This window comes from Coleofasciculus sp. D1-CHI-01, assembly GCF_040218875.1.
GTDB lineage: Bacteria > Cyanobacteriota > Cyanobacteriia > Cyanobacteriales > Coleofasciculaceae > Coleofasciculus.
In genome coordinates this window covers 1-25299 of the sequence record NZ_JAVJQP010000161.1, presented here as the reverse complement: position 1 = coordinate 25299, position 25299 = coordinate 1, and the positions used below count along the sequence as shown (strand labels likewise).

Below are 25299 nucleotides of genomic sequence, written 5' to 3'. Positions count from 1 at the left end.
GTAAAATTGCAAGAGTGTCATCTGGGCGGATTGTCTGCCTCAAGCCTAGAAGTAGGAAAAAACCCAGATCAGGCATAGAATAGAGCGGTTAAGTCAGCTCGAATCCTTGCTTCTGTGACTGGGGTAGCCTCCCGATTAAAAGCCATGGCTATCTCGAATCAGCAAAAGAAGCCCAACTGTCCATAAGGAGAAGACCATTTGTGAGCGATAGTTACGAAATGATGTACATCCTGCGTCCTGATATGTCAGAGGAGCAGGTTAACCAAGCTGTGACCAAGTATAAAGATCTCCTGCAAGAGCAAGGCGGTGAGGAGATTGACATCCAACATCGTGGTAAGCGTCGTTTGGCTTATCCCATCGACAGACACCGCGAAGGCGTCTATATCCAAATGAACTATAAAGCGCCCCCGACTCATGTGGCTCAGCTTCAGCGAGCGATGCGCTATGGAGATGAGGTGATTCGTTATCTGACGCTGAAACAGGAACTTCCCCCCGAACCCCAACCCGAACCGGTGGAAGTAGAAGCTTAGGGAGCGGCGTAAAAATAAAGTACCAGTGAGGCAAGCTGAATTCATGAACTCAGCCAAGCTTCCTTGGTACATGATTAAGTCGCAAGTCCCTTAGCTTTCCTAAGATAGCGACCCAAGTACCCCCCTCCACAGGTTACCTGTGGAGGGGGTCTGAAGGTATAGCAGTACCAAGGCAGGTTCTACCTTAGACTGCAACTTGGTATCAGTTGTTGTTTTACCCATCTGATTAGAATTGGGATGACATCAAAAGGACAAGCCGCCCATGCCAAAGACCAAAATTCTACAAGAAGGACAATCCTATACCTTCCGATCTTATTTCCAGATGCCTTACGAGGCAGAGGATATTCTTGCCGAGTTTGATTACACCCTTCACAAGTCACGTCTATCTTTACCCCTGTCTCAAAAGCAACTTGACCAACTCCCAGCATTGCAGCAGCGGCTAGAGGACACTCTCCTATTAACCAGCTTGAGTAACGAAGCGGCGCGGCGGGAAGCTTTGGTCTTTCCTGTACTGCTAGAAGTTGCCCGGTTATGCCAGTGCCAAATTCGTATTGAATACCCTCTAACTGTGAATCATTGGCTCAAAGGTAACCTGGACTACCTTGTGCGGGGGAAGACAGGTCTGATTGTGGTTGAGGCGAAACATGATGACTTGACTAGAGGTTTTACGCAGTTAGCCGTAGAACTGATAGCATTAACCCAAGTTGAAGAACAAAACATTCTCTACGGTGCTGTTACGATGGGAGATGCTTGGCGATTTGGCAAAATAGAGAGAACCGAACATCGCATCACCCAAGACATTACGTTATATCGGGTGCCCGACGACCTAGAACAACTCACCCAAATTCTCATCGGACTTTTTGATTAAATCTCTTGGTTAGAAACGGCTCGATTAGAATCTGCTGTCAATAATCAGACAACCCTTCACCAAACGGATAAGTAGGGAACCCAGTATGACGTAAAGTTTTTGATGACGACAGCTATGGGAAGCTCTTTGGTACTTGGAGGTATACCGCTTTCCCTGACGCCTTGAGTATTACCCAATAAGTCCTGAATTAGGCAACAATAGTAGGAAGAGTCATAGTAAGATTACTCTCAACTACTGATTATGCAACGAGTAGGTAGGTAAACCTAAAACATCCTCTAAAATTGCGATTTTCTTATTGTTCATCATTCAGGTTTTATCGCGATTCTGCCCAAGTCGCACTAATCGGTACTCGTTGTTACGATCAAGTCTTCCCCCTAAATCTCATCCTATTGTTGCCTGACGCTCCTGGACTCTCTCAGCATGACTGTAACGGATACTGTTGCCCATAAAATTTCGAGCTGGAATCGGCAAATCTATAAACGCTTGAAACTTGCTCTGAGTCTCGGACTACGGCGTCAAATTTTTGTGGCGATTTGTGATGATCTGAGTCTGCGGAATCGTCTGGCGGGTAAACTTCATGGGGAGTTGGGGACAACCTCTGCGATCGCGCCACCCACGGGGTCAGGCTCTACTAATTTAGTCAGCCTGAACATTAATGTCAATGATCCCCATCCCTTTGCCCAAATAGCTGCCTGGTTAGCTCAAAATCGCCATTCTCCCATCGCCACATCCCCTCCCTGTTTCCAACTCCTGGGTGTTGAACGCTTAACCCGTCAATCTCCAACAGTACAGCAACTGTTTCTCCGGCGTTTACAGTCGATTGAGCGCTATTTGCCGCAGTTAGACGCCAATGTGTTACTCTGGCTACCCCGCCCTTGGTTCCATTCCATTGTCCAGTCTGTACCGGAATTTTGGCGGTGGCGTACTGGGGTATTCGAGTTTGAAGGGGAACCCACACCACTTCCCCCTGTTGGCGCGACTCAACCGGAAGCCTCTCCCACGGCGGTGATGACTCAGGAGACAGAGGAAGAGGAGATAGACAAGACAGAGGAAACAGAGGCTTCGTTCCAAGAAACCTTGCAGACGGTGCTAACCCAGGAAGTGGACGAAACTCTGGATTTGCAGTTGTTCCAGAATAGTATAGGCAGCAATGGAGACTCTAATGGTGAGGTTGAACCCCTGATTGTCCCGACTAACGGGAAGTCTAATGCTAATCCGAATGGTAAAGGGATGCTGGGGGTTGTGGACTTTGAGATGGAAGAAACACCATTACCGCCGCAAAATCCGCCCACATCCCACCATCCTGCGGACACATCAACGGAAGCCCCAGATCTTCCCCAAACCGCGTCGCCCGCTGAGGCGTATTTACAACTGGGGAATCATTACCGTCATGCGATTGAACAAGGAGACACCTCAGAAGAAAATTTAGCGATCGCGATTCAGGCTTATGAGCAGGCGTTGCAATGGTTAGATGATACCTCGCCTTACGTGGCGGATGTTCTGAATGATTTGGGGAATCTCTATTGGATGCTCTCCCGCTGTCCCCAGGATACAGGGATGCGTCTATCTTATCTGGAACAGGGGATTCAAGCTTATCAGTTGGCATTAACCAAATTAACGGCTCAAGATGCGCCCCACACCTATGCCATGATCCAAAATAATTTAGGGGCAGCTTATGGGGATTTGGCTCGCTATAACGATGTCGCGGATAACTTAGAACTCTCGATTCGAGCCTACGAAGAAGCGTTACACTATCGTAATCCAGAAAATGACCCGCTTAAATATGCCTCTACCCAAAATAACTTAGGTACGGCGTATTGGCATTTAGCACAACATCACTCTCCTGTCAATAACTTACAGGCAGCAATTGGGGCGTATGCGGAAGCCCTGTGTTATTACAACAGTCGCTCGAATGCGACGAATTGGGCGATGATTCAAAATAATTTAGGCACAGCTTACTGGAATCTGGCACAGTATGAACAACCGGAAACCTGGCTGGAGTTAGCGGTGATAGCCTATAAAGATGCGTTAACTTATCGTACCCCAGAGGTGTCTCCGGCTGCCTGTGCCGCGACTCAGAATAATTTGGGTACGGCGTATTGGCATCTGGCGGATCGCTGTGTGGAAGACTCTCAGAGACGGGCAGACTATTTACGCCATTGTATCGCGGCTTATGAGGTCGCGATCGCGTTAGCCGAGGAATTGGCGCAGAATCATCCGCCGACATCAGTTAATTTTGATGTTATCGCCACTCGGAATAATTTGGGACTTGCCCATTATCAGTTTGCCACTGAACCGTCTTTGGGTGGGGGAAAAGAGGATCAATCCCACCATCTACAAACCGCCCTCCATCAGCATGTTCAAGCTTGTATGGGAGTAGCGGCGCGATCGGATGTTTACCAAACCTCTTTGGACTATATCATTAAAACGATTCGCACGTTCTACCAGGAACAAGGGATTAGTGGGCAAAATCTGGCACTTTCTAAGGTACCGGGTCAGCTTTTACCGGAAATTTTACCACGGCTGTAGAGGCTCACAAGGGTAGGTTTTTTAAGATTGGGGTTCAGGTGAGACAAGGAAGGAAAGTAGACCAGTAGACACCGACTCTCATAGTCAAATTTGTAAAGTTCTGCAAAGATGAATAGAATATGAAAAAAGATCGACGTAAACTGGGAACTCCCTGTGAAACTATCTTCCTTGCCCATCGTCGGTTTTGTTCTGACAGCACCCTTTTCATTGATGAATCCAGCCCCCAAAGATGTCTCTGATCCGTCTGAGTTACCAATTTCCCCCACTCCGAACAGTTTGCGTCCCATCGTCAAGCGCCAACGGGGGATATGGGGTATCTTTAGTTCCACCTTCCTAACCATTTTTCTGGCTGAGATTGGCGATAAAACCCAACTGGCTACCCTGCTGATCAGTGCAGAATCTCAATCCCCGTGGATTGTGTTTACAGGTGCCGCGATCGCACTAATTACCACCAGTTTAATCGGTGTCTTACTGGGAACCTGGTTAGCCAAGCGTTTACCGCCCAAAACCCTGGAAACCGCCGCCGGGACATTATTACTCTTCATTTCCGTTATGCTGCTGTGGGATGTGGTGCAACTCGGATGAAACAATTTGGAGTGTGTAGGGGCGGGTTTTACAGGATAGCGATGGTGCAGGTTCCCTCGCGTTTTAACCGAGGGATGAAACCACTATCGTTTTCTTTGCACCCAGATGTGACGAAACCAGCCCCGACTGAATCAGAGAGTTTTGAAGATTATGGATTGGCAATTACTAGGATTAAGCTTCATTACTGTATTTTTAGCCGAAATTGGTGACAAAAGCCAACTGGCGGCGATCGCGCTTGGGGGTAGCCTCAAGTCGCCTCGTGCGGTATTCTTGGGGGCTGTAGCCGCATTGCTATTAGCCACGTTGATTGGCGTATTAGCAGGGGGAGGCGTCGCGCAACTGTTCCCGGTGCGAATTCTCAAAGCGATCGCGGCGGTGGGTTTCGCATTAATGGCTGTTCGCTTGCTGTGGCCCTCCGAAGATGAAGCATGAGAACGTTTTTATGTAGGGGCGGGTTTGACTATTATCGTTTCTTCCCTCACCCAAATGCAACTAAACCCGCCCCGACCAAATTTTCCCAGAGATTCTAAACAACCAATACACGAAAATGGTTTCTCTTGCCCGAAAAAACTTACTTGAAGACATTCCCCGCTTTTTAGTCGCCCAAGCTGGAATTATGTTTGCGGTGAGTTTAGTCACGTTGCAAACGGGTATTTTTAATGGATTTACCCAATCCACCGCTCAATTAATTTACAATTCTAATGCAGATATTTGGGTCGCATCAGATAAATTGGTGCAAGTTGAACTGACACTACCCATTCCCTTATCCCATGTTATCTCCGCCCGTCAGGTGGAAGGCGTGGCTAAAGCTGAAGCCCTGATTTTTAGTGGCGCGTTGTGGAATCCACCCCAAGGGGAAATTACCCGGGTAAGGGTAGTGGGATTTGACCCCAATGGGCAACTATTTCAACCAATCAATCTCGTTCAAGGCGATGTGGGGGACTTATCTGAACCCTATAACATTATCGTCGATGCAACCAACCAAGATTCTCTAAATATTCAACAGATTGGGGATATTGCCCAAGTGAATTCCTTGCCCGCCAAAGTGGTAGGGTTCACACAAGCGAACGCCTCGATTGTGTCCAATTCCTTCATGTTTACTTCCCTAACCAGTGCGAATGCTTTCTTAAAATCGGGTCAAAAGTCGGAATTATCTTGTAAATTGCCGTCAGGTTCTGAGGATTTAATTTGTACCAATACTTATTCGAGAGTATCGGAAGCAGAACTCCGCAATCAACCGCCACCGCCACCGAATCCATTAGTCGCCTCTGATCTCATTCAATATGTTTTAATTGCGGCAGAACCCAATCAGGATTTATCACAACTGAAAGCACGATTAGAGAAAGCATTACCCAATGTCAGTACCTATACTCGCCAGGAATTTATTAAAAAGAATCAAGACTTTTGGCAACAACGAACTGGAATTGGCTTTATCTTAGGATTGGGCGCGGTGGTTGGTGTTGTGGTTGGTGTAATTATTGTCGGTCAAATTCTTTATTCCTCGGTCTCTGACCATATTACCGAGTTTGGCACACTTAAAGCCATTGGCGCGTCAGATTGGCGAATTTACGGCGTAATTATTGAACAGGCGCTGTGGATGTCGGTTCTCGGTTATCTCCCCGCCATGCTCCTCTGCTACAGTGTAGCCCTGTGGACATCAGCAACTCAGGGAATTGTGATTCTGATTACCCCCCTATCCGCGATCGCAGTTTTGGCGATAACGGTGGGAATGTGCGTCGGTTCAGCTATTTTCGCGATTCAGAAAGTGACGCGCCTTGATCCAGCGATGGTATTTAATCAGTAGATCATTATTCTTGACTTAACCTTGTTTTTGGTTGTAGGGGCGAGTCGCTGCATCAATAGATGATGTGAGAATTAACCTGTCTCGACTCGCCCTTTTCTCAAAGTACGTGATGTCAGATAATTGCCGAAACTCCGTGGAGGGCGACCCGAGTCCATTAATGGTTTGGTGGTATGAATTATGTGCGGCGGGTCGCCCCTACAGTGTTTATCTATTCTTCATTCCTGCTGATTTTGATTCACCAATAACGCCACCGGAAAATCACTGAGAACATCTCGAATCCACAGGGTATCGTCCCCCTTAATTTCCCGTCCCGTCATCACATCCCGCCACATAGACGAGGAACTAGATGGTAAAGAAATCCGGGTTTCTTGCCAAACTTGTTCACCCATGGGATATTCGTTTGGCTTCACTAAACTCGTCAACAGCCGAGGGACAATGACAATCACCGTTGTATGATCCCAGGTTCGGGCAAACGTAACCACATGATCCTTCAAGCTACCAATAACAGTCAGTTTGTGGTAATCTCCTCGCTGGAATAACTCTAAATACTCGCGCCGGGTTTTTAGGGCTTGATAGATGACGAATAACTTAATTCGACCGTCTTCTGGAGTTTGACAAAGTTCCTGAACTAAACCCAGGCTATCCGTTTCAAAGCGCTGCTTCAGTTCTTGCACTAACGCCAGCCGCTGTTCAAAATCCACCGGACGGCGATTATCGGGATCAACTAAACTTAAATCCCACAGTTCCGTTCCTTGGTAAAAATCAGGAACACCGGGAGATATCAGTTTCAACAAGGCTTGGGAGAGACTATTAAAAATGCCGTAATGTTGAATTTTGCGTTGAAAGGGAAGAAACGCTTCTAAAAAGGGATTGTCGTGGATATCTTTGAGTAAGCGTTCCGCAAACCGAATAAACCCTTCTTCATAGTTGGTATCCGGTTTCAACCAAGCCGTATGGACTTTTGCCTCTCGGATTGCCTTAATAATATAGTCTTTGATCCGCTGCACATAGCTAGGGAACTCCGCATCATTAAAGGGAAAGGTTCCCAGCAAGGTTTGATAAAGAAAGTATTCGTCATTGGGATCAGGAATATCTAACCCATCAATACAATCCTTGTGAACCGCATTTATTTCCTGCCATTTCCTTAACATACTATCCCACTCGCCAGGAATTTCGGAAAGGACATTAATTCTGGCTCTCACATCTTCACCCCGTTTTGTATCGTGGGTTGCTGTTGTATTTATTGTATGGGGCCAATCAGCGATGCGGTGTTGGTTAAAGTCATGAAAGTCATCTAAGGAAACGCCAAACTCACCCGGATTACCACCCACTTCATTAAGAGAGATGAGACGGTTGTAAATATAGAATGTCGTATCTTCTACCCCCTTGGCTGTCAGCGGTCCGGTAAACTGTTGTAGCCGCATGACAAAATAACGCCATTGTTCGGCTTCTTCGGGATTGAGTGACTCATCAACCTCCAGTAATAAAAACTTCTCAATAAACGTCAGTTCGTTAAAGAAAATTGGCGTATTTTCTTTGGCTTTGCTAATGACAGACTCAATACAATCTCGATCCGCTTTGCTCAAGCCTTCTGGACTAATGTAGGTTCGGTATACGGGAAACAACGCCATGATTTCGACTAAAGCGGCTTTCAGCGCATAGATAGTAAAGTCACTAGCGTATCTGTACCGACCAGAAATTCGTTTGAGTAAATTGGCTAAATTATCGATATCGCCGGTCAAATGCTTGGCGATAATCAATCGCTTTTTGTCTTCAATTATGACTTGATAAGATATGGAATTCCCGATAAAGCGATAGTAAACGCTGTCAAACTTAGGCTGAGTCTGCTGATGACAGAAAATGCCATTAACCTTGTTTAAGAAATCATACCCACTCGTCCCTTGTACGGGCCACGTCAGCGGCAAATCTTCATCCTCTTCCAATATTTTCTCAACCACGATATACGCATCAGAGGTATGGTATCGCAAACGATTCAAATATTGAGCCGGATCGTAAAGTCCATCGATATGATCGATTCTGACGCCGCTAAATTTATTTTCCTCAATCAGCTTTAATATCAACGCATGATTATGTTCAAAAACCCGCTCATCCTCGATACGAACCGAAATCAGGTCATTGACTGTGAAAAATCGCCGATAATTCAGTTCTTCATTACCCACCTTCCAGTAAGCGAGGCGGAAAAACTGCTCCCCTAATAATTGCTCTAACAAGTCAAAGCTTTCAGGTTTTCCGGGTTCTCCATTAAAGATTTGAATGTTTTCGTCAATGAACTGCCTGACTTCTACACTATCATTCCAGAGTTCCCATAACATGCTCTTGATGAAGCCAATTTGGTCATAGCGTTCCGTTCCTTCTTCGCCAGAGGGAATGTATTTTAATGCATAGAGAGCGCCCAGGAACTTGACAAAATCAGGATGATTCCTGCCTAATTTCCGGCGAATACGTGCCAAATCGTATGTTAAGACATTGGAGTAGGATTCGATGCGAATGGGAAACTGTAGGTCATAGTAATTAATCGTAAAACCTTCTTGGTTATACTGGAGTTTGAGTTCACCACTTTCTAAGCAATCTCCACAAAATTTTCCTAAAAATGGCGCTAATACTCGCTGCCGAATGCCCTCATAATGATGTTCCCAATTAATATCAAAGTAGTCTTTATATTGAGAATTAGGACCATTCTCTAAAACTTCGACCAGGATGGGATTTTGACGATCAAAAGCCATGTGGTTCGGCACAATATCCTGAAGCCATCCTAACCCGTGCTTTTGCATCTCCTCAATTAGAGACTCAAAGTTCTCCAATCCGCCGAGTTCTGGGTTTATTTGATTGGGATCAACCACATCGTAGCCATGAGTGCTACCGGATCGGGCTTTAAATATGGGGGATGCATAAAAGTCAGAAACTCCTAATTCAGCCAAGTAGGAAATAATGGCTTTTGCTGACTCAAAGGTAAACTCAGGATTAAATTGAATTCTATAGGTGGCGACTGGAATCCGCATCATAAGCTTTTAGAGGGGTTAAAGAACTGACAGAGCGTTGGCTCTAAGAATTGATCTAAAAATGGCTTGTTAACAGTGGCGTTAAACCTTAGGATAGTTGCGTTGTAATGCTTAAATCATAGCTTAACATTAGTTAATTATACAGGGATTGGCTCTGAGCAATACCAAGAGTACCGGACAGGAAGGCTCCAAGGCAGATGATTTTCCGGAAAAAGTACCTCAAGGGATAAAGGGGGTGACAAAAGCGAATGTGATATTAGCCACCAAGATTTACAAATCAAGCAATACATGCATTATCTCTAGGCAACACCTTATTTGCTGATAATGGTATGATTTTGACTTGGCTTACATCCCCTTTTGGGCGGATTACGCCTCTTTCTGACGACTGAACCGAGGCTAGTGTCACTGACAATATAAGGCAAAACTCAGGGGAGCAAGGGTTAGGGATTGTCCAGCTTGTAGCTGTTGGGGGAGGTGAGATCCCTCACCCATCCATTCCTTATCCGCCGAGTCAATCACTTTTGAGAAGTTCGCTGGGGGAATCTGAGGCGAAACCTTTACCGCATCTTTGCCAAAGTTGATCAAGCCGAGGACTTGGCTATCTCCAGCCGTGCGATGGATAACAATAACCTTTTCTGGGGACAAGCTCGATACATTAAGATTCTGCCGATCTAGTTTAGCCAAAGCTGGGGTTTCTTTGCGTAGCTGAATTAACCGTTTGTACCAGCGCCGCAATACGGCATATTTGTCTTGATCTATCTTCTCCCACTGTAGTTTTGACTGCTCAAAGACTTTTGTCCCTTGGGGATCAGGGGCGTTGTCCCAACCAAATGCCTTAAACTCTTCAGCCCTCCCGGTACGCACGCCTTCAATTAAATCGGGATCACTGTGACTGACAAAATACTGAAACGGTGCATCTTCCCCATATTCTTCGCCCATAAATAGCATCGGGACATAAGGAGAAAGCAATACAGTGGCAGCGGCTAGCTTCAACCCCTGAAAGTCTACCAAAGTGGATAAGCGATCGCCAATTAGTCGATTCCCAATTTGATCGTGGTTCTGGATACAGACGACAAACTGTTCCGCTGGACGATCTGCTGCTGAATTGCCATGGTTGCGTTTGCGGAAGCTGGAATATTGTCCACTATAGATATAGCCTTCGCGCAGAGCAACTGCCAACTGCTCAATTTTGCCAAAATCTTCGTAATATCCCGATAGTTCGCCCGTTAACAGGGTATGCAAGATGTGATGAAAGTCATCGCACCATTGAGCATCATGACCAAATCCCCCCTCTTCCCTGGGTTTAATTACACGCACGTCATTGAGATCACTTTCGGCGATGACGTATCGTTGCACTGGCGTGGTGCGATTGAAGTTGGCGACAGCATCCCCTAATTCTTGTAAAAAGGGTTGAGCGCTCATATCGTAAATGGCGTGAACTGCATCAACGCGCAGGGCGTCAATGTGGTACTTATCTAACCAGTACAGCGCATTCTGGATAAAGAAATTCCGCACCTGATTACTATAAGCGCCATCAAAGTTAACCGCATTGCCCCAAGGGGTACGGTATTGATCCGTAAAGTAGGGACCATACGCCCACAGATAGTTGCCTTCGGGTCCTAAATGGTTATACACCACATCTAAAATGATGGCGATCCCCGCCTGGTGACAAGCATCCACAAGTTTTTTCAACCCCGCAGGTCCCCCATAAGAGTCTTGCACACCATAAACATAAACCCCGTCATACCCCCAGTTGCGACTTCCGGGAAACTGAGCAACGGGCATAATTTCAATGGCGGTTATGCCTAAATCCTGGAGGTAACTCAAGCGGGGAATAATCGATTCAAAGGTTCCCTCTTGGCTAAAGGTACCGACGTGAAGTTCGTAAATAATTAGGTCTTTGAGGGGAATTCCTTGCCAGGAATCATCCGTCCAGTCAAATTGATGATCCACCACCTGAGAGGAACCATGGACTCCCTGAGGTTGGTAATGGGAGGCGGGATCAGGTCGTTCCAGTGATCCATCGAGTTGGTAAACGTAGAGGGTTTCTGGGTCAGCTTTTATCGTTTCCTGCCAATATCCCCATTCATCCTTTTGCAGGGGAATCACTTGATCCTGGGGAGAGACGATGTGAACCGCAACGCTGTCCCGAAACGGTGCCCAAACTCGAAATTCACATTGACCGTTACCCAGGTAGTTGCTGCCAATTTTCATATCACCCCTCTGTAAATGCATAGTCTGAGAAACTTGTCAAGGTTTTCGCCGTGCGATCGCCTGACTCTGAATCAGCCAATAGGCGGGGTATCCGCACACGATCCGATGACCCCACAGGTTATAACGTTTAAATCTAACATCTGGTCTGACCTCTCTGGAATAGCCGGCTCAAGTCGCCTATGGCTACCTTCTTAATTTGACCAGATTGTTGTAACAACTATTACACGCTTTTGTAACAATGAGATCCCTCTTAAGAAAGAGGCATCAAGGAGGGAGAAGGCAAATATGGGAAAGGCGCCTGGGAGTCTTGCCGTGTTTCGACCCCAAGCGCCTTTTCCTTTTCCTCACACACACAACCTAAGTATACTCAATTTTTGCAAGTTGTCCAGTCCCAAACCGGGAAAATGTTATCCGTGTTTAACTGATGTCGTTTTTCTTCTCATTCCGTAACCCCCTATAATACCTCTAGTTAGGCTAAATTAGCGTTTGGGTTAAGCTATAACCCAATGTATTTGTTTGTCTATATCAAGATCAAGGATTGTATACGAGGAAACTCATGCTGATGAGAAGTTATCGCTCCATTCTGGCGTTGATGCTGGCGCTGGTGACCACCTGTTTAGTAAGCTGCGGGAGTCCTGCGGCAACTGCACCGCCTCCAGCTTACACATCTCAGCAGGTTGAGCAGATTCAGCGCACGGTGTCTAACCTGTCGGAACTGCGGGGAAAAATGCCCGTTCTGAAAACGAAAATTGATAACCGTGATTGGGTTGATGTCAGCACTTATATTCATGGTCCACTAGGTAGCTTGCGGCGAACCATGAGTTATCTGACACGCCAACTGCTTCCCCAAGACCAAAAGGCAGCCAGTGAAGCAGCAGATGACTTGTTTGAACATTTGCAGCAAATAAACACTGCCGCTGAAAACCGCAACTATCAACTGGCGATCACCAATTATCAAGAGGCACTAATCGACTTTGATCGGTACTTAAAGCTGATTCCGGATGCCAGTAATGTAGCTGGAGTTGCCTGAATGACTCATGTTGCCATCATTGGGTGTGGGATTGTTGGTGCCGCGATCGCATACCAACTGAGTGGCGTTTCGGGGCTACAGGTAACTGTGCTGGATCGACAACCCCCCGCCCAAGGATCAACCGGGGCAGCATTGGGTGTCTTGATGGGTGTAATTAGTCAAAAGGTTAAGGGAAGAACATGGCAGTTGCGCCAAGCTAGTATGCAGCGCTATGAAACCCTGATTCCGGAATTGGAAACCTTGACTGGGCATCACATTCCCTTTAACCGTCAAGGCATCTTGATGCTGGCGTTTGAAAACGACGATTTAGCCCGTTGGCAGAATTTAGTCAACATTCGCCAATCCCAAGGATGGCAACTAGAAATTTGGAACAAGGCTCAAGTTGAATCCCATTGTCCTCAGCTTAATCTGGAGAATAGTATTGGTGCGATTTATTCTCCCAATGACCGACAAGTTGAACCTACCGCCCTTACTCACGCCTTAGTTGCTGCTGCCGAAAAGAGGGGCGTAACATTTAAGTTTGGCGTTGGTGTGGAAGGAATAGAATCCATGCCTGTTAATGGTTCCAATCAGCGAATTTGTCAGCAAATTTACACCCAGACAGAAACCTTGGCAGTGGATTGGCTGGTAATTGCAGCGGGATTAGGTTCGGTGCAATTGGTCAATTTTCTGCTATCCTCACCAAATCAATCGTCTGCGATCGCACTCAAACCCGTTCTCGGTCAAGCGTTACAATTACGCCTAGGGAATACAATTGGTCATCCAGATTTCCAGCCTGTGATTACAGGGGATGATGTGCATATTGTGCCAATCGGTGGCGGTGATTATTGGGTAGGGGCAACGGTGGAGTTTCCTCAGGGTACGGAAGTGATTGCAGAACCAGCGTTACTCGAACAGGTTAAGGAAGATGCGATCGGCTTTTGTCCCGCTTTAGCCCAAGCCACAGTGGTTCGCACTTGGTTAGGTAAACGTCCTCGTCCAGAAGGACAGCCCGCTCCGGTTATTGGTAAACTATCAGGCTATGATAATGTCTTGCTAGCAACGGGTCACTATCGCAACGGTGTTCTCCTCGCCCCAGCTACCGCCCAAGAGATTCAATCGATCATCTGTGCAACTTAAAACTTAGTGCAGGGCTTGGTTTATTTAAGATGACGGTGAAGACGAAGTGTACCAACAAGAGCAAATTCAAGAGTTATTTGGGAATGAAGTTCTCGATTATCTAAAAAACAAAAATAAAGGGGGAATAGTCAACGAAAAAGGTAATACTTATGAGAATTTTTTTGCCGTATATAAAATATCGGTTTTGTCCAAAGATGTCTTAGAAAATGAGAAACAAATAGTATTGGCTAGTCAAATCATGGCGTTTGTTGATGACTTAATTATTAACGACATCCAGGAGAATATTTATCAACACTACCAGTTGAAAAATACTGCAAGTTTGACATGGGGAAGTGGACTACGCTCAATTGCTGACGATTTTGCTAAACAATACAACTTAAATCAAACTGTATCAAAGCAATCAGAAATGACGTTAGTTGTTTCTAACTTCCAACTCAGAGACAGGTTGGCAAATCAAATACCTCAGCAAATAGCCGAGTTTAGTAAAGTTGATTACTTTTACTTTGCCTCTAGTTTACCAAAAGTTCTTCAAGAAGAACAGGAGTTTAGCCAAGCTGTGGCATATCTTTGCGCTTTTGACAATCCTGAACCCGATAAAATTGAATGTGTAGCTAGTGTGATTCTAGGCGCTTGGCTTTCCAGCGATAAATCTAATGTCTCTATTAGGGAAATTTTGGAAAAATCTCGACAATCGCAACCTTCTTATATTCGTTACTTTGGTAGCCAAGATGTGCAAATCGATCCAGAGGTTAAAAAAATTCTTGATCAAATACAAGGGTTTACGTACAGCATATCTAAAGGTTTTTTGCAATGGCTAAAAATTATATAATTATTCATTTTTGAGTATACAAACTAGGAGATAATTTGCATGCAATTTATAACCAAAATAAATTCAAGAGCCTATACAGAATTAGCTGACACGGAAACAAAAAAAATTCTCGATAAATTAGCAGATAAAAGCACATCTCCTGAAGCCTATCGCTCAGTTATGTTTAAGCTAGGGGTAAAACTTGGTAATTCAATTTTAAAGTCTATTAATAGTCAAAGCAATGTATATCTAGCCTGTACCGTTGAAGATGCGGATTTTTTAGCCAAAGGAATTCTCACGACTTTAGAACCTAAAGTTTCAAAACTTGCCTTCGCTTGTTTTTGGAATCAACGATTTTCCCCCTTTGAGATAAACGAGTTAAAAGTTGCTCCGATACTCAAAAAGTATCAAGAGCCTGTTAATAATGATATCGTTCAGTATTTAATCGTGATTAAGTCTATTATCTCTGGTGCTTGTGTCGTGAGGACAAATCTAACTAATCTAATTCAAAAAATTGAACCCGAAAAAATACTTATTGCTGCACCAGTAATTTATAAAACAGCAGAAGAAAAGTTAAGGAGTGAATTCAACAAGGATATTTACAGTCAATTTGAGTTTTTCTACTTTGCTAAAGATTCCACCCGAGATGATAAAGGTATAGTTCTACCTGGTATTGGTGGTAGTGTGTATGAGCGGCTAGGTTTTGAAGATCAAGATGAAAAGAATAGATATATTCCTGAAATCGTTAAATCTCGACGTCAAAAGCTTGTTCAAAAAATTTAAAAGGGTTGATTTTAACTAAAATTCATCCTTTAAGATTTTGTCGCGAGGAATACAGTTTAATTCGGCGTTCTGGAAAAAATTGTGCTAACGAAACCACTAATACCACGACTGCATCCTAGAACAGCAGCCAATTGTTCACTCGTTGGCTTTGTGGCAACACTGTTACAGAGTTTGACAGAGTTTTTTGGATAAGTTCCATAAATCACCATAATTTTAAAATAGCTTGTCAGATTACCAATCCCCCTTCCTTCGGCACACCTAGCAACTAAAATCGCAGCCGTCGTACCGATGCACCGCCTAGCTCTTTGTTCATTATCTCAGGAGATAATTAGAGATTAAGCGATGATACAGGTATGTTCAGTATCATCATAAACCATTCCTTTGTTCAAGAAAAAATGATGCCTGATAATAGTTGGATAAATCTGGCGTTATCTATTGTTTGATAATCCTTCACAAGGAAGTACCAACGCATCGCCAATGGCTGTACCCAGCAAGCAGCCGATTATTGAATCGGTTGGGTTAGCCATGACAGGTAAGGAGAGGATTAGATTGGGCGCGATCGCAACATTGGTTCTGACGATAACCTCTGTTCTCCTATCCCTGACAGGAACAGGGTTTGCCGCTATCTCGTGGCGTGTAACCATGGCGTACTCTTATCGGAGCTTGTTACCTTGGAGAGTAGAAGGGTGATTAGCACTACCAGACGATAAGCTTATCAGCAGTAACAGGCTATTCCTTAATCCTACCAATGTAATCGGGTAAGCCTGAGAATTAGTGTAAATTGGCAGGACGTGTCTTCCCAATGACGAATAATAATCTTTTGCTTGATTTTCTACTACCAAACGTGACGCGATCGCGACCCATGAACCTAATCAATTATTCTAGGCAAAGACAAGTCTTCATTCAACAACTGTTCACCCTAATCAACCTAGAGATTGGAGTAGATTTGTGGCAATTGTAATTTCATTTATTAACTTGAAGGGAGGTGTGGGTAAAACAACAACCACCGTCGCCGTTGCTGAGATGCTGGCTGGAGTATTCCATCGCAAAGTTTTGGTTATTGACCTTGATCCGCAAACCAATGCCACATTAATGCTGATTGGCGAAGAACGATGGGAAGAACTCAATGAGAATCGTCACACATTAGCCCAACTGTTTCTGGATGCGATCGCGCCAGAACATCCTAATTTTCATCTCCAGAAAACGTTGCAAAAGCAAGTCTCTAATGTTAAAGATTTAACCAGTTTAGATTTGCTGCCGTCGAGTTTAGATCTAATCAATGTGCAAGATAGGCTAGCGACTATTCCCGCTGGGCGCTTTTATGCCGCCAGTCCGATTAACATTTTGCGGCGAGGACTTCGCGCCATGATTCAACCCTATGATTACATTCTCATCGATTGCCCACCTAATTTAGGTATTGTCACACTCAATGGGTTACGAATTTCCCATGGTTATATCATTCCCACCATTCCGGATATTCTCTCAACCTATGGAATTCCCCAAATTACCAAAACTATTCATGAGTTTTCCGAAACCATCGCTGAACCGATTGTTCCTTTAGGTATTGTCATTTGTAAATATAATGCTGGCATGACACTTCACGATCGCGTAATTAAGGATTTACGTCGATACAGTAAAGATGCCCGTGTCTTTGAAACCCAAATTCCCCACAAACAACAAATTGCTGAAACCGTTGAATTCAATCAGCCCGATAAATTTTCCACCTTGCGACAAAAATGGGGATATGCGGGTCAGTTTGAACAATATCTAAATTTAGCAAAAGAGATCCGACTAGCGGCGAGTAAAATCATCAAAAATCAGCTCTATCACTCCAGCTAAACGTGGAGAAATTCAATGAGTCTCGACAAACTTACAGCGTTGATCAAACTCCTGGAAGAAATACTTCCCGATACTCAAGCCACTCTGACCAAATACCAACATGATCCTGACTTTGCCGAACAGATTGATTCGTTATTTAAAATTTTATCGACAAAAAAGCCATCTCCCGCGAAAAAACGCCGCACTCGCCGACGTACCAGTGCTTTTGACCCGGTTGAACTGTATCACCAAAAAGGGGAGAAACACTTATGCGAACAGTTACAGCCACTTGAGGTTGAACAACTCAAAGATATAATTGCCGAACATGGGATGGATTCAAGTCGGCGGGCAATGCGCTGGAAGAAACGCGATCGCCTGATGGAGTTGATTGTCCAAACCGCTAGCTGTCGCGCCCGTAAAGGCGATGCCTTTCGGTGAGAGAGAGCGATAGACGGAATGTTTGATGCGTCAAGCGCTAAAGCGCTCACTACGAACGGCGCGATCGCGATGATGGCTATCCCTAGGGGACGGCTCGTTCTACAATAGTTTTCTAGCCTAAAAATGTTCGGTTAACCAGTCTTTTCAAATCTTAACCTATGTTTCCCATTAATCGTCCTCGCCGTCTCCGCCAAACCACCCAGTTGCGTCGCATGGTACGTGAAAATACTGTCACAACCAGCGATCTGATCTACCCCTTGTTTGCTGTACCCGGTGAAGGAATTGCCAAAGAAGTCAAATCCATGCCAGGAGTCTATCAGTTATCGGTGGATAAAATCGTGGCAGAGGCGAAGGAAGTTTACGATCTGGGGATTCCGTCGATTATTTTATTCGGCATCCCGGATAATAAAGATGTGGAAGCCACGGGCGCATGGCATGATTGTGGCATTGTCCAGAAAGCTGCCACAGCGGTTAAAGAAGCGGTACCAGAATTGGTGATTATTGCCGATACCTGTTTATGTGAATACACCAGTCATGGACACTGTGGGTATCTGGAAGTGGGTGATTTAAGCGGACGAGTTCTCAACGATCCTACCTTAGAACTACTCAAGAAAACTGCCGTTTCTCAAGCCAAAGCAGGGGCGGATATTATTGCCCCATCTGGAATGATGGATGGCTTTGTCCAGGCAATTCGCACAGGATTAGATGAAGCTGGATTCCAAGATACGCCGATTCTGTCTTATGCGGCGAAGTATGCCTCTGCCTATTATGGACCGTTTCGGGATGCAGCCGAATCACCACCACAATTTGGCGATCGCAGCACCTATCAAATGGACCCCGCTAATAGCCAGGAAGCCCTCAAGGAAGTAGAACTGGATATTGCTGAGGGGGCAGATATGCTGATGATTAAGCCCGCGTTGGCTTATATGGATATTATCTGGCGGGTGAAGGAAGCTACAAATTTACCGGTTGCCGCGTACAATGTATCGGGTGAATATTCCATGGTTAAAGCCGCCGCCCTGAATGGCTGGATTGACGAACAGAAGGTGGTGATGGAAACCTTGACCGGATTCAAGCGATCGGGTGCTGATTTGATTCTGACGTATCATGCCAAAGACGCCGCCCGTTGGCTATAGGAGTGATTGGGTAATACCGAGTTGCGCTCAAACGTATACTTCGCACGGGAGCGAGTTTGTCATTCTCAAAGGAGCGATAGCGGAGTGTTAACGAAGCTTGGCGTTAGCCTAGAATCTCACCAGATGCTTCGCTGGACTCCGTTACGCTCTGCATTATAAAAGCTCAGTTTGTGACCGCGAACATTAGCTAAACTTGATGAAAGCGAGGAAAACTCTTGATGACTGCCACCCTGATTCAAAGTCCAGATCGCGTTGTTTTACCTAATATTAGCTGGCAAACGTACCAGTTGTTAATTAGGGATTTTGAACAAGAACCAGCTATTCGTCTGACCTATGATCGCGGGATGTTAGAAATCAGAATGTCCTTAGATCCTCATGAAACTTACAAAAAACTTCTAGGACGGTTGGTTGAAGCAGCGACTGAAGAACTTGATATTGAAATTCGCAGCCTGGGTTCACGTACTTGCGATCGCGCAGATTTAGCCAGAGGGCTAGAACCCGATCAATGCTACTACATCCAGAATGAAGCGCTGGTTCGAGGAGTCGCTCAAATTGACTTAAATCAATTTCCACCTCCTGATTTAGCCCTAGAAATTGATATTACCAGTAGCTCAATCAATCGCCTGTCGATTTATGCAACCCTGGGAGTACCAGAAGTCTGGCGTTACAACGGACAAACACTAACCATCCTGAGTTGGCAGAACGGCGAATACCTATCTCTTGACAGAAGTATCGCCTTACCTTTGCTAAATGCTGAGGATCTGGTTAGATTCTTAGCCTTAAGAAACGCGATTGGAGAAACCAAATTAGTCAAACAATTTCGTCGATGGGTGAAAGACACCATAGCTGAGGCTGAAAGCTAGCGTTTACTTTTCACCGCCACCCCAACCAGCGCAGTACAGGAACCAGCAGATAATAACTAACGCCTAACCAAAATCCTATGGTAATACCAAGTAAACTAAAGAAACTAATGGTATTGATAAAATCTAACCAACTGCCATCGGAGAAGGAAAAGATGTGAATTAATACCTCCAACGGTAAGATATTTAACCGAACTAAGCCGGAAAATAGCATACCCGTACCCGCTGCGGCTACGGCGGCGTGAACCAGGTAATGACTGGGTAATCCTAATCCTAACACCAAGGGAATAACCGCAATAGCTGTGACTAAACCCAGTAACCGATCCGCGATCGCATAAGATAGCGATAGCTGCAAAAAATCCCCCAATCCGGTCAATTGTTTCCTAGCTAAAGCGGAGATCGACGCCTGCCAAATAAACCAACCCACACCATACCCAAAAACCCCGGTAATCCCAGCAATAATCCGCCGTTTCTGTTGACCGAATCCTCCCGCCTCCGTTAATCCCCACGCTGTTCCCATACCCGCACAAGCAAACATCAGCAGTTCCCGCCAAGGGATAATCTGAATTTCAGGAACGATTAGAGTCCATTGTCCGCTCATCCAATCCGCAAAGCGATCGTCAATAATCGTCCAGTTAATCAAAGCAAATCCCGCGATCGCGCCAAAGGCTGCACCCATTCCCGCCATTACCATTTCCCAGGTGATATCTAAACAAGCCAGAACAATGCTGATCAAGACTCGCCACACCCAACGCACAAAGCTAAAGATAATTTCAGCGCAGGTAATCAGAACTCGCAGAGAAATGTCCTTTACCGTTCCGGCGGCTTTAGCCAGCGTCTGAGATAATGAGGAAGACGATTTTCGGTTAAAACGGCAACTGACGACCAAACGCCGTTGAATGTCGGCAGCTTTAGCGGGTCGTTTTTGGGGATCAAGCCGGATCATACTGTCGAGTAAGTTAGCTAAACCCCGACGGACTTTCGTGCGATCGCGCCAGTGAAAGTCACCCGTCGCCGGATCTTGTAAATCCGCTAAATCTTGACCTGTGAGTAATTGAATCATGGTACGCCCTAAGGCATAAAAATCAGCCCTCGGTCCCACCGCATCCCCCGCAATCTGTTCAGGAGGACTGTAACCCGGAGAAATTAATCGTGTAGAACGATTCTCTTTCCCCACAGGGATCGCGCCAATTTGTTTCGCACCGCCAAAATCAATCGCCACCAGTTGACCGGTTCCCTCTCGTACCATTAAGTTTGAGGGTTTAATATCTCGGTGAATAATTCCCAAATCATGTAACTCCTGGAGAATATCAGCCGCTTGGTACAGCCAATTCATAATCAACATCTCCGGACACCCCTGAGGGTAACGGTTTAAGATCGCCTCCAGCGTCTGACCATTTATTTTTTCCATGACCAGACAAGGGAGTACGCGCTGTTGGCAGGATCTCAGACGTACTGTAAAATAGGCATCAGACTCCACTTTAGGCACACCCGGATGGTTCAGACGTTGCAATACGGCTGCCTCTTGTTCAAATAGCTGCAACGCCTTGGGTGACGTTTCCACCAAAAGTTTCAATACTTTTTCAGTTTGATCCTGCTGATCCCAAACCGCATAAATCGCTGCAAATCCCCCTAAACCCAAAAGCTGGAGAGGAATGTAGCGATTATTTAGTCGCAGCATCGATCCACAACTGCTACAAAACTTAAAGTCCCCAGATTGAGGATAAGGACGGGGGCAGTCGGGATTAATACAATAGACCGACTCTATAAATGACTGATGCACGATCACCAGCGATAGACGGTGCCTCTCGATTCTACACAATAAACTCCCCAGTCTTTTCAATGATGGGGACTTAAGGCTTTAATTAATTAAAATTAAATAGTCTTTGAATATATTTTTCTATTATATCATGGCACGGAGCTTTTCATTTTAAAGTATAAAAGCTTAGTTGTAGACTTAGTTGAGTCCGGTAGCATACATTCACTCATCTACCCTTGTCGAGTAGGCGTCTCCCTTGCCCCTTAGGATGGGCAGGATACCCACCTTATCCGAAAATAATAGTTCTGCCAAAAGAAGGATGCCTTCTAGCAGGAGACATTCACTTTTTTTTACAAAAATAATCTATAATTCGCGCTTTGTGGCGACTTAAAGATAATAAACGCCCCAACAGAAAAAGGAAATATATTATTGTCTAGCTGTAGTATAAAGATTATGTATGGATTTTTTTAATTTACGAAAATAAATAGATATTGATGTTATTAATTTAAATAGGTAAATCGATTGTGAAGTTTAGATGAGTCATAGTCGATTTCCGTGTGTATGCCGCTCCTTGTTGTTAGCGATCGCGAATAGCTATCAAACGATGACTGCTTTCTGGAAACTAACTGATTACACTGATTAATCCAAACGTTATGCAACTAGAAACCAACCTCGCTGGGACTGACGATACATCAATGATGAGCATGCAACATAATCACAATCTTCCTCATCAAGACCATCCAGACAAACAAGCTCAACATCTAGAATTATTTGACTTAGTTCCCCATTCAGCCGCAACTCATGTCGCTGTAAACGATGGGTCATGGTTTGATCCCAATACATGGCAGCAAGGTCAGGTTCCTGGAACTGATGCTAAAGTCGTCATTTCTGAAGGTGTTCATGTCACCTACGACGCTGAGAGTGACACTCGTCTAGAAACCGTGCGTGTGGATGGAACATTGGAATTCGCCCACAACCGCAACACCAAAATCGTCGTAGACACATTCATTGCATCACCGACTAGTACATTAACAATTGGCAGTGAAGCTAACCCGATTCAAGCCAACAAAACAGCCAGAATTGTCATTGCCAACGATGGAGAAATTGATGCCAATTGGGACCCCACATTAATTAGTCGGGGCGTTGTCACTCATGGTCAAGTTAGAATCCATGGTGCAGAAAAACTCGATTTTATATCGCTTCAAGAAGATGTCTCAGCCGGCGACAATGAACTGGTGTTAAATCTGCCCGATGGCATGAATACACCTGATGGCTGGCAAGTTGGGGATAAATTAGTCTTAGGTGGAACATCCTACAATCCAAACGGTTCGGATGACGATAACAGTCGGTTCCAAGATGAAGTATTAACCATCACCGAAATTAACGGCAACCGGATTCAATTTACCAACAACGATATTACTTCTGGCGATAATACTGTACTCCGGTTTGACCACGAGCGCCCCGAAGGATTTGAGGGCGAGGACTTAAACCTTTACATTGCTAATACCAGTCGCAACGTTATCTTCGAGACCGAAAACGCTGAAACCGTACCCACTCAGCAACGGGGTCATGTCATGTTCATGCACAACCCGGATGTTGAGGTACAAAACGCCGGATTTTACAATCTGGGACGGACGGATAAAAACAGATTGGCTGATGACCCAGGAGAAAATGTTGATGGTTCGCCCGGTTCCGGAACCAATCCCCGTGGGCGATATGCGTTGCATATGCATCGCACCGGGGCTGAGGATATCAATAGCACCCCCTCTCTAGTCAAAGGTAACGCTATTGTCGGTAGTCCGGGATGGGGAATTGTACATCATGACAGCCACGCCGTCTTGGAAGATAATGTGGTGTTTGATGTAGTTGGGTCTGGAATTGCCGCAGAAGCCGGAAATGAACTCGGTGCATGGCGCAATAACATTACCATCAAAACCACAGGCGATGACAATCCCAAAGCCACTTTTGATAATGAAGCCCGCGTCCCCCTGTTTGATATGGGCTTTAACGGTGAGGGGTACTGGGTGCAGGGGGCTGCCCAAGTGGACATGGTGGACAATATTGCCATTAGCGCTGCGGGCGGTGGGATTAATATCTTTAGCGGCGTGGATGGCATCTCTCGAGTCAGAGAGGCTGACACGATTGCTGTCAAGAATATGTCACCAGAACAACAGTCCGTTCTATCTCAAGCGTCCTTTGATAATGACCCAGACACTCTCGATGTCACCAACGTACCCCTGCGCCGCTTATCGGGTTTCGAGAGTTATAACTCCGATATGGGAATGATCTTCTGGAACCATATGCGGAATAATGATGGTCAGTTAGGTTTTCAGGGTCCGAGTCTCAAAGAAGCCCATGATGTTCGCTCATTAGTGGATGATTTCAAACTCTGGAATATCTATGGCGAGGGAATCTTCACTCAGTACAGCAGCCAGATTGATTTTGTCGATGGGTTAATTGTCGGAGACCCTGATAACCCAGTTCCTTTCAAGAGAGGCATTAACGGGGATGGTCGTGGGTATGGTATTGGTCTGAATCCTCTTTCTCAAGACCTTCTGTTCAAAGATATCCGTGTCGAAGGATTTGAACATGGCGTGAAGCTTCCGTGGGAAGGTCCGAATGACGGAGGCGTACCGTTTCTGGGGTCACGCATCGAAGACAGCTATTTGGCAAATAATACGCACAATCTATCCAAACAGAAAAGTTTTGGCAATTCGGAGACATTCCCCGATTACTTCGAGGTTATTAACACAACTTTTGACGTGTCGCCGACGAACATCGCGCCAGTAGCGGACTTCGCCTACGAATCGGTTGGTAATCAAGGGGTGGTCTTGTTTGACGCCAGTGCATCCTTCGACAGTGACCCACCGGATACATTAGAACAGACCAATGAGGCGATCGCAAGTTATGGTTGGGATTTTGATAATGATGGAAGTATCGACGAATTCGGTCGCCACGTCAATCACCAATTTGACCCAACAGGTTCTCACAATGTCAGCCTGACGGTTTGGGATAGCCAAGGCGCAACCACTACTGTAACTGAACAGATTCAGGTATCCCCAACCGCCTATCCCAACCTAATTCTCGATAGCGACTTCAGCGATTCGGGTGAATTTGGTGGACCAAATTGGCGCATTAACCATAAACGAAATGATCAAGGTTGGCAAGGAACAGGTTGGTCACGCAATTCCAACATTGGTGATGGAGGTGCGGCTGTTTTCGATGCAGACTCGCGGGGGACAGGATTAGGACAAATTTTTCTGGATAACAGCCTCCGTCGAGGTCAGCAAACCTTGAGCTTGGATATCAAGAATACAGAGGGAGATGACCGAGCCAACGAGATTACTGTGCGCCTCTGGGGGGTTGAGGGAGAATTTGACGGTGGGATTGGTTCTGATGGACCGACTCAAGTGGGAGCGATTCCCATGAACCGAACCCTGTTACTCGAAGAAACAGTTGGGGGTTCTACCTTTGACTGGACAAACGTTGAGTGGGATGTAGACTTTGGTGATGGTCATCAATTTGTTGTCTTCAGCGTTAATGCTGAGAAGAAGACTTCCGATAGTGATTTCATTGCTGTTGACAATGTGGTTCTGGATAGTCCGGCGATTAACCCTCCTCCCAGCAATGGTAACGGTACAGGTTTAACTGCCGAATACTACAATAACCGCGATTTTACCGACTTAGCCTTAACTCGCACCGATGAAACTGTGGACTTTAACTGGGGTTCAGGTTCACCGGATGCGGCGATAGACTCCAATACCTACTCGGTACGCTGGACAGGTTCAGTCGCCCCCCTCCACTCAGAAACCTACGAATTCTTCACCAACTCTGATGATGGTGTACGCCTGTGGGTAGATGACCAATTACTGATTGACAATTGGACAAATCACGCCGCTACAGAAAATAGTGGCACCATTGACCTGCAAGCGGGTCAACAGTATGACATCCGCATGGACTACTACGAAAACTTTGGCAAATCGGTGGCACAATTGTTG

At 45.5% G+C, this 25299-nt stretch carries 19 protein-coding genes; 15 read left to right on the top strand and 4 right to left on the bottom strand.

Annotated elements, in window-relative coordinates; translation table 11 throughout:
* Nucleotides 1–200: 200 nt before the first annotated feature.
* The 6 genes from rpsF (at nucleotide 201) to RIB93_RS28085 (ending at nucleotide 6316) form a co-directional block, all read left to right on the top strand.
* Entirely contained in the window at nucleotides 201–530 is a 330-nt protein-coding gene (gene rpsF, locus RIB93_RS28110; RefSeq protein WP_446377870.1) for a 30S ribosomal protein S6, read from the top strand.
* A 262-nt stretch (nucleotides 531–792) separates the two neighbouring features.
* Nucleotides 793–1398, top strand: coding sequence for a hypothetical protein (locus tag RIB93_RS28105; RefSeq protein WP_446377868.1), 606 nt, complete (start codon nucleotides 793–795; stop codon nucleotides 1396–1398).
* A gap of 420 nt (nucleotides 1399–1818) precedes the next feature.
* Nucleotides 1819–3927, top strand: coding sequence for a tetratricopeptide repeat protein (locus tag RIB93_RS28100; RefSeq protein WP_446377866.1), 2109 nt, complete (start codon nucleotides 1819–1821; stop codon nucleotides 3925–3927).
* Between the two features lie 210 nt (nucleotides 3928–4137).
* Nucleotides 4138–4512, top strand: coding sequence for a TMEM165/GDT1 family protein (locus RIB93_RS28095; protein WP_044208195.1), 375 nt, complete (start codon nucleotides 4138–4140; stop codon nucleotides 4510–4512).
* Between the two features lie 150 nt (nucleotides 4513–4662).
* A complete protein-coding gene (locus RIB93_RS28090) occupies nucleotides 4663–4944 on the top strand; it encodes a TMEM165/GDT1 family protein (protein WP_006102145.1) in 282 nt (93 codons plus the stop codon).
* A gap of 115 nt (nucleotides 4945–5059) precedes the next feature.
* Nucleotides 5060–6316, top strand: coding sequence for an FtsX-like permease family protein (locus RIB93_RS28085; protein ID WP_446377864.1), 1257 nt, complete (start codon nucleotides 5060–5062; stop codon nucleotides 6314–6316).
* A gap of 215 nt (nucleotides 6317–6531) precedes the next feature.
* Here the strand turns inward: RIB93_RS28085 and treY are convergent, their stop codons facing one another.
* On the bottom strand, nucleotides 6532–9336 hold the full coding sequence (gene treY / locus RIB93_RS28080; protein WP_446377941.1) for a malto-oligosyltrehalose synthase: 2805 nt from the start codon (nucleotides 9334–9336) through the stop codon (nucleotides 6532–6534).
* Between the two features lie 402 nt (nucleotides 9337–9738).
* Nucleotides 9739–11550 carry a malto-oligosyltrehalose trehalohydrolase gene (gene treZ, locus RIB93_RS28075; RefSeq protein ID WP_446377862.1) on the bottom strand — a complete coding sequence of 604 codons (1812 nt, stop codon included), beginning with the start codon at nucleotides 11548–11550 and terminating at the stop codon, nucleotides 9739–9741.
* 556 nt (nucleotides 11551–12106) lie between these two features.
* Between treZ and psbQ the strand changes: the two genes are divergently transcribed.
* Genes psbQ through RIB93_RS28055 form a run of 4 tightly spaced genes read left to right on the top strand, consistent with a single transcriptional unit; the run spans nucleotide 12107 to nucleotide 15290 of the window.
* A complete protein-coding gene (gene psbQ, locus RIB93_RS28070; RefSeq protein WP_446377860.1) occupies nucleotides 12107–12580 on the top strand; it encodes a photosystem II protein PsbQ in 474 nt (157 codons plus the stop codon).
* The gene (locus tag RIB93_RS28065) at nucleotides 12581–13699 is read left to right on the top strand and encodes an NAD(P)/FAD-dependent oxidoreductase (protein ID WP_446377858.1); all 1119 of its coding nucleotides are present in this window, start codon (nucleotides 12581–12583) and stop codon (nucleotides 13697–13699) included.
* A 46-nt stretch (nucleotides 13700–13745) separates the two neighbouring features.
* Nucleotides 13746–14528 carry a hypothetical protein gene (locus RIB93_RS28060; RefSeq protein ID WP_446377856.1) on the top strand — a complete coding sequence of 261 codons (783 nt, stop codon included), beginning with the start codon at nucleotides 13746–13748 and terminating at the stop codon, nucleotides 14526–14528.
* Between the two features lie 39 nt (nucleotides 14529–14567).
* Nucleotides 14568–15290, top strand: coding sequence for a hypothetical protein (locus RIB93_RS28055; protein WP_446377854.1), 723 nt, complete (start codon nucleotides 14568–14570; stop codon nucleotides 15288–15290).
* A 428-nt stretch (nucleotides 15291–15718) separates the two neighbouring features.
* On the opposite strand, the gene RIB93_RS28050 is transcribed toward RIB93_RS28055, so the two are convergent.
* Nucleotides 15719–15934 (bottom strand): hypothetical protein, encoded by a 216-nt coding sequence (locus tag RIB93_RS28050; RefSeq protein ID WP_446377852.1) that lies wholly within the window; start codon nucleotides 15932–15934, stop codon nucleotides 15719–15721.
* Between the two features lie 304 nt (nucleotides 15935–16238).
* On the opposite strand from RIB93_RS28050, the gene RIB93_RS28045 reads away from it, so the two are divergent.
* From RIB93_RS28045 to RIB93_RS28030, 4 genes are all read left to right on the top strand, one after another.
* Nucleotides 16239–17129, top strand: coding sequence for a ParA family protein (locus tag RIB93_RS28045; protein WP_446377850.1), 891 nt, complete (start codon nucleotides 16239–16241; stop codon nucleotides 17127–17129).
* Between the two features lie 15 nt (nucleotides 17130–17144).
* On the top strand, nucleotides 17145–17546 hold the full coding sequence (locus RIB93_RS28040) for a hypothetical protein (RefSeq protein WP_446377848.1): 402 nt from the start codon (nucleotides 17145–17147) through the stop codon (nucleotides 17544–17546).
* Nucleotides 17547–17704: 158 nt separating this feature from the next.
* A complete protein-coding gene (hemB, locus tag RIB93_RS28035) occupies nucleotides 17705–18682 on the top strand; it encodes a porphobilinogen synthase (protein WP_446377846.1) in 978 nt (325 codons plus the stop codon).
* A 218-nt stretch (nucleotides 18683–18900) separates the two neighbouring features.
* Nucleotides 18901–19545 carry a Uma2 family endonuclease gene (locus RIB93_RS28030; RefSeq protein WP_446377844.1) on the top strand — a complete coding sequence of 215 codons (645 nt, stop codon included), beginning with the start codon at nucleotides 18901–18903 and terminating at the stop codon, nucleotides 19543–19545.
* Between the two features lie 10 nt (nucleotides 19546–19555).
* Here RIB93_RS28030 and RIB93_RS28025 read toward each other — a convergent pair whose 3' ends face one another.
* On the bottom strand, nucleotides 19556–21325 hold the full coding sequence (locus RIB93_RS28025; protein WP_446377842.1) for a serine/threonine protein kinase: 1770 nt from the start codon (nucleotides 21323–21325) through the stop codon (nucleotides 19556–19558).
* Between the two features lie 671 nt (nucleotides 21326–21996).
* On the opposite strand from RIB93_RS28025, the gene RIB93_RS28020 reads away from it, so the two are divergent.
* Nucleotides 21997–25299: PA14 domain-containing protein (locus tag RIB93_RS28020; RefSeq protein WP_446377840.1), on the top strand; the 3303-nt coding region annotated here is incomplete at its 3' end.